Here is a 5,928-nt window from a genome sequence, read left to right on the forward strand (position 1 = left end):
CCGCAGCCACTCCTCCACCTGGTCGGAGAGCGCGTGGACGCGCTCGGGCGTGAGCGAGTTGGCGAAGGCGACCCCGTCGCGGCTGATGCGCGCCAGCTCCCGGTAGAGCTGGGGCACCATGGCGATGAAGAAGAGGTAGGCCAGCACGAAGAAGAGGGCGTAGATGGCCAGGATGGCCACCCAGCGGGGGATGTGCGTGCCGCGCACCTGGACCCGCGAGATGCGCGTCACCAGCGGGTGGATGAGGTAGGCGATGAGCGCGGCGCTCGCGAAGGGCAGCACCACCGAGCGGAAGGCGACCAGGACAATGGCGATGGTGGCCCACAGCCCCAGCAGGATGAGGAAGCGCTTGCGGCTTTCCGCCGGGGCATCATGGTCGTGAGGCTGCAGCATGGCGCGGCTTATCGCAGAGGGGCCGCCCGGTCTCAAGCGGAGGGCGTTTGAACCATCCGCAGGCGAGCCTCCAGGCGGTCGAGGCACTGCTGCATGAGCCGGCGATTGACGCGGCCTTCCGTGGCCTCTCCCAGGCCGAGCATCTGGTCGACGATCCACCGGTTGAGGAAGAGCAGGGTCAGCCGGTCCGTGGGGGCCAGCCCCCGCGCCAGGTAGCGCTTGTTGCGCATGTAGTCGTCGTAGGCATCGAGCTCCCGCGCCAGCTCCCAGCGCGAGAGCCGGAAGGCCTCCTCGTACACGGCCCGGGACGGTCGCGGCGGGGGCTCGGTGAAGAGGGGTGCGAACTGGCCGCCCACTTCCAGGTCTATCTCCTGGACGGGGGGCGGCCAGCGGTCGAGATCCTTCGCCAGCAGCTTCGCCACCTCCTCGATGAGGTGGTCGATGAGCGGCACCGGCTTGGTCTCGAAAAGGTAGTCCCAGCGGGAGGCCATGGTGTGTACCTACTCCAGCCCTGCTCTCAGGTGAACCGCTCCAGGAAGTTGCTCAGGATGCGCCGCCCGGCGGGCGAGGGAGCAATCCCGGCCAGCAGCCGGGGCACCCGCTCCCCGGGCGAGTAACCCCGCTGAGTTGCTTCGACCTCCAACTTTTCCTGGCGGGCGAGGATGAGGGCACGCATGGCCTCGGGCTGGACCTCGGGGTGGAACTGCACGCCGCGGATGAGGGGCCCGAAGGCGAGTGCCTGCACCGTGGTGTTCGCGTTGCCCGCGAGCACCGTCGCCCCCTCCGGGGCCTGCTCGACGATGTCCTCGTGGGTGGCCTGGACGGTGAAGCGCTCGGACACCCCGTCGAAGAGCGGGTCCTCGCGGCCCGCCTCGTTCAGGGTGACCTCCACGGTGCCAATCTCGCGCCCCCGCTGGTTGCGCACCACGCGGGCCCCGTGCGCATACGCGAGCAACTGGTGCCCGAAGCACACCCCGAGGACGGGCACGCCGTGGGCCGCCGCGTCCACCATGAACCCGGCGGCGCGCTCCATCCACGGCTCCGGCTGCGTCACCGACAGCGGGGAGCCCGTCATCATCACCGCGTCATACCCCTCGGCACTGTCCGGCAGCCTGGCGCCCCGGTGGACGTGGAGGATGTCGAACTGGCACCCACCCGGGGCGAGCGACTCGACGAACCAGCGCTCATAGTCACCGACGGTTAGACGTACGGAGGGGGCCGCATCACCGGCTTTCAACAGGAGAACGTTCTTCATCGCGCCTCTCGGTCGGTCGGGTTGCCGCATCGGATGTCGCTCCCTAGCTTCGGCTGCCACTTCCTGTTGACGCCCGTACGCTCCCTGACCAACTGCCGGCCCTCAAGCTGCACATCGAGGGCCAGTCCGTGGAGCCCATGGCGGGCGAGCGCGGGCAACAGCAGGGCGTGAAGACTGTGTGGACGAAGCTGCCTTCGGGGAGCTGAAGGGTCCGGAGGCGCTCATGGGTGTCGGGAGAAGGAGGAGGAAGAGGCCAATGGCGAACCGTTCCAAGGCGAAGGTCATCACGCTGCCGCAGCCAGCGGGCAGGCGTGCGCGCTCGAAGGACAAGGAGCGCGGCACGGTCAGAGCGCTGCGCGAGCCCTCGGGCACGGACCTGCTGCACAAGTGGTTCGAGGAGCAGGGCGTGCGGCAGGTGAAGCTTGGCGCGGTGGACGTGGATGGCGTCTGGCGTGGCAAGTACGTGTCGGTGGAGAAGTTCTTCTCCGCGTGCAAGAGCGGGATGGGCTTCTGCGACGTGGTGTTCGGCTGGGACATCACGGACGAGCTGCTGGACAACACGCGGGTGACGGGCTGGCACACCGGCTACCCGGACGGGCATGCCACGGTGGACATCACCACCGGGCGCATCATCCCGTGGGAGCCGGACACCGCGGCCTTCCTCCTGGACTTCGTGAACCCGGACGGCTCGCCCTTCGAGCCGAGCCCCCGGCAGTTCCTCCAGAAGATGGGGCAGCGCGCGCGCGACATGGGCTTCCTGCCGAGGTTCGGCGCCGAGTACGAGTTCTTCATCTTCAAGGAGACGCCCCAGTCGCTGAAGGACAAGGGCTTCGCCAACCTGACGCCGCTCACGCCGGGCATGTTCGGCTACTCGTGGCTGCGCACGTCGGCCAGCGCGCCGCTGGTGCACGCCGTCATCGACGGGTGCCGGGACTTCGGCCTGGAGCTGGAGGGCTTCCACACCGAGACGGGCCCGGGCGTCTTCGAGGCCGCCATCCGCTATGACGACCTGGAGAAGGCCGCGGACAAGGCGGCGCTCTTCAAGACGGTGGTGAAGGAGATCTGCTCGCGCCACGGGCTGACGGCCTGCTTCATGGCCAAGGTGAACGAGAAGCTGCCAGGGTGCTCGGGGCACATCCACCAGTCGCTGTGGACGCTCAAGAACGACGAGAACGCCTTCCATGACCCCGAGGCGGCCGATGGCATGAGCACGACGATGCGGCACTACATCGGCGGGCTGATGACGCTGATGCCGGAGCTCACCGCGCTCTACTGGCCCACGGTGAACAGCTACAAGCGCAGCGTGGAGAACACGTGGGCGCCGGTGACGGCCACGTGGGGCAAGGAGAACCGGACCACGGCGGTGCGCGTCATCGGGGACAGCCCCAAGTCGATGCGCATCGAGTACCGCCAGACGGGCGCGGACATGAACGCGTACATCGGCATGGGGGCGAGTCTGGCCGCCGGCCTGTGGGGCATCGAGAACGAGGTGGAGCCCCCCTCGCCGTGCGCGGGCAACGGCTACTCGGCCGAGGCGCCGATGCTGCCGCGCTCGCTCAAGGAGGCGGTGACGCTGCTGAAGGCGTCCAAGCGGGCGAAGCAGATTCTGGGCGAGGAGTTCGTGGACCACTTCGTGCGCACGCGCGAGTGGGAGGCCCGGCGCTACGAGCGCGCGGTCACGAACTGGGAGCTCGAGCGCTACATGGAGCTCATCTAGGAGACACCGAATGAAACCGTTCGACATGCCGATCGAGCCGCGCATCACCGAGATGTCCTGGCCCACGAAGGTCGTCTTCGGGGCCGGCGCGCTGCAGCGACTGCCCGCCCAGGTGACGAGGCTGAACATGAAGCGCCCGCTGGTGGTGACGGACGCGGGCGTGGTGAAGGCGGGGCTGGCGCAGCGCCTGTACGACGTCCTCAAGGGCGCCGGAGTGGCCTTCGCCATCTTCGACCAGGTGAAGCCCGACCCCACCGAGCGCGATGCCTTCGCGGGCCTGGAGGCCTACAAGGCGAACAAGTGCGACGGCATCATCGCCATCGGCGGTGGCAGCCCGCTCGACGCGGCGAAGCTGGTGCAGGTCCTCACCACGCACGAGCCGCCCCTGTCGCGCTACGACGACGCGACGGGTGGGGACCAGTACGTGCGCGACAACATGCCGCCGCTGATCGCCATCCCCACCACCGCGGGCACCGGCTCCGAGGTGAGCCGCTCGGGCGTGGCGACGCTCTCGGACACCGGGCGCAAGACGGTCATCTTCAGCCCGTTCCTCATGCCCAAGGCGGCCATCTGCGACCCCGAGCTGACGTTCGGCCTGCCTCCTGGGCCCACCGCGGCCACGGGCATGGACGCCTTCACGCACTGCCTGGAGGCCTACCTGTCCAACGGCTTCCACCCGCTGGCGGACGCGGTGGCCATCGACGGCATCGCTCGCGTGGCGCGCTCGCTCCCCAAGGCCGTGGAGGAGGGCCGCAACCTCATGGCCCGCACCGACATGATGGTGGCGGCCATGCAGGGCGCCATGGCCTTCCAGAAGGGGCTCGGGGCCTGCCACGCGCTGGCACATGCGCTCACGCCCATCTCCGGCGTCCACCACGGTCTGGCCAACGCCATCGTCCTGCCCGTGGTGATGGAGTTCAACCGCCCCGTCAGCACCGCGCGCCTGGCGCGCGTCGCGGTGGCCATGGGCGACACCTCCAACTCGCGCGAGGAGGTGCTCGCGGGCAACGCCGTCGACCGCGTGCGCAAGCTCAATGCCTCCATCGGCATCCCCTTGCGCCTGCGTGATGTGGGCGTGCAGGAGAAGGACCTGGTGCGCATCGCCGAGAAGTCCTTCGTGGATGCCTCGCACCGCGGCAACCCGCGCCCGTGCACCCAGGACGATCTGCTCGCGATGCTGCGCGAGTCGTTCTAGTCCTTCCAGGTGACTCGGCTCGCGGCGTGCTCCTTCCAGCGCGCCGCGAGCTTCACCAGCCGTTGAATCGGCGCAGCAGGAACCCTGCGAAGAGCGTTCCGAAGCCGCCCACCTCGACGACGATGAGAATCCACAGCCCGTGGCGGATCAGCGCCGTGGGCGGGTCGTACTGGTTCTCGGTCTCGTTGCGCCAGCCCAGCTCGGTGTAGCGCCAGATGGTGCTCGCGAAGAAGAGCAGCGGACCGCCCGCGGCGAGCAGATTCACCGTGTCGCTGAACGGGCTGTGCTCGGCGAACTGGGCCACCACCAGGGCCGCGAACGCGTAGAGGAGCGCCGCCCGGTGCGCGATGTCGACGTAGACCGGCGCGCGATGGGCCGGGCTCTTCACCATCGCCAGGTGCTTCCACACACCGAGGAACAGGGCGGCGAGGAAGAACACACCGCACGAAACGAGGGAGAGGGTCACCGCCGGAGACATCGTCATCCGGCGGCATGGTGCCGCACCCCGCTCCCCCGTGGCAATGCGCCCGGCGTTCCGCTCAGAACGACAGCCGGAAGTGGATCGACTTCGGCCGGGTGAGCTGGTCGAACCCGAGCGTGCTCAGGCTGTGCCCGCGCCCCGAGTTCTTCACGCCAATCCACGGCAGCGCCGGGTCCACCGAGTCGCAGCGGTTCATGTAGACGGTGCCGCACTCAAGCTGGGCGGCGAAGCGGGCGGCGCGCTCGCGATCCTTCGTCCAGACGCTCGCGGTCAGCCCCAGCTCCGAGTCGTTCATCTTCGCGAGCGCCTCCTCATCCGAGTCCACCGGGGAGATGGGGAGGAGGGGACCGAAGGACTCCTGCTTCATCAGCCGCATCGAGTGATCCAGATCGGCGATGAGGGTGGCCTCGAAGAAGCGGCCCTTGCCGTCCACCTGGGTCCGCTTGCCGCCGGCCACCACGCGGGCACCCCTGCGGCGGGCGTCCTCCACCAGTTGCTCCAGCTCGGCCGGGTGGTTTGGCTGGGCGATGGGGCCCAGGGACGTCTTGTCGTTCATCGGATCGCCGAGCACGTAGCCGCGCACCAGCGTCTCGCAGGCCTCGATGAAGCGCTTGTAGAGCGAGCGGTGCACGTAGACGCGCTCCACCGCGCAGCAGCTCTGGCCGGCGTTGTAGATGGCGCCGTCCACCACGTTCTCCACCGTCTTGTCGAAGTCGCAGTCCGGTGCCACGTAGGCCGGATCGTTTCCACCCAGCTCCAAGCCCATGTGGAGGAAGCGCTTGGAGCTCGCCTGGATGAGCCGCTGGCCGCCGTACACCGAGCCGGTGAACACCACATGGTCCACGCGCGGATCTCCCACCATGCGCTCGCTGGTGGGGTGATCGCAG

Annotated in this window: 7 protein-coding genes; 2 read left to right on the forward strand and 5 right to left on the reverse strand. The window is 68.8% G+C overall.

Going from position 1 to position 5,928, the window contains the following annotated elements; translation table 11 throughout:
- The 3 genes from VF697_RS38960 to VF697_RS38970 all read right to left on the reverse strand — a co-directional run.
- The coding region (locus VF697_RS38960) for an AI-2E family transporter (RefSeq protein ID WP_331103168.1) at window positions 1–393 on the reverse strand (393 nt) is incomplete at its 3' end.
- 32 nt (window positions 394–425) lie between these two features.
- Window positions 426–884, reverse strand: a complete 459-nt coding sequence (locus tag VF697_RS38965) for a hypothetical protein (protein ID WP_331103170.1) — start codon at window positions 882–884, stop codon at window positions 426–428.
- 26 nt (window positions 885–910) lie between these two features.
- The gene (locus VF697_RS38970) at window positions 911–1,648 is read right to left on the reverse strand and encodes a glutamine amidotransferase (protein ID WP_331103172.1); all 738 of its coding nucleotides are present in this window, start codon (window positions 1,646–1,648) and stop codon (window positions 911–913) included.
- A 256-nt stretch (window positions 1,649–1,904) separates the two neighbouring features.
- Between VF697_RS38970 and VF697_RS38975 the strand changes: the two genes are divergently transcribed.
- Both VF697_RS38975 and VF697_RS38980 read left to right on the forward strand, forming a co-directional pair.
- Window positions 1,905–3,365, forward strand: a complete 1,461-nt coding sequence (locus VF697_RS38975; RefSeq protein ID WP_331103174.1) for a glutamine synthetase family protein — start codon at window positions 1,905–1,907, stop codon at window positions 3,363–3,365.
- 10 nt (window positions 3,366–3,375) lie between these two features.
- Window positions 3,376–4,560: an iron-containing alcohol dehydrogenase gene (locus tag VF697_RS38980; protein WP_331103176.1), complete on the forward strand. Its 1,185-nt coding sequence runs from the start codon at window positions 3,376–3,378 to the stop codon at window positions 4,558–4,560.
- 52 nt (window positions 4,561–4,612) lie between these two features.
- On the opposite strand, the gene VF697_RS38985 is transcribed toward VF697_RS38980, so the two are convergent.
- Both VF697_RS38985 and VF697_RS38990 read right to left on the reverse strand, forming a co-directional pair.
- The gene (locus tag VF697_RS38985) at window positions 4,613–5,026 is read right to left on the reverse strand and encodes a hypothetical protein (protein ID WP_331103179.1); all 414 of its coding nucleotides are present in this window, start codon (window positions 5,024–5,026) and stop codon (window positions 4,613–4,615) included.
- A gap of 73 nt (window positions 5,027–5,099) precedes the next feature.
- Window positions 5,100–5,928 (reverse strand): aldehyde dehydrogenase family protein (locus tag VF697_RS38990; protein ID WP_331103180.1); only part of this gene is annotated, 829 nt, incomplete at its 5' end.

This window comes from Archangium sp. (genome assembly GCF_036388035.1).
Taxonomy (GTDB): Bacteria; Myxococcota; Myxococcia; order Myxococcales; family Myxococcaceae; genus Archangium.

What these genes read in the sequence shown, in the direction of transcription:
- VF697_RS38965 (WP_331103170.1), bottom strand. Translation starts at nt 884, where the DNA reads ATGGCCTCCCGCTGGGACTACCTTTTCGAGACCAAGCCGGTGCCGCTC.
- VF697_RS38970 (WP_331103172.1), bottom strand. Translation starts at nt 1,648, where the DNA reads ATGAAGAACGTTCTCCTGTTGAAAGCCGGTGATGCGGCCCCCTCCGTA.
- VF697_RS38975 (WP_331103174.1), top strand. Translation starts at nt 1,905, where the DNA reads ATGGCGAACCGTTCCAAGGCGAAGGTCATCACGCTGCCGCAGCCAGCG.
- VF697_RS38980 (WP_331103176.1), top strand. Translation starts at nt 3,376, where the DNA reads ATGAAACCGTTCGACATGCCGATCGAGCCGCGCATCACCGAGATGTCC.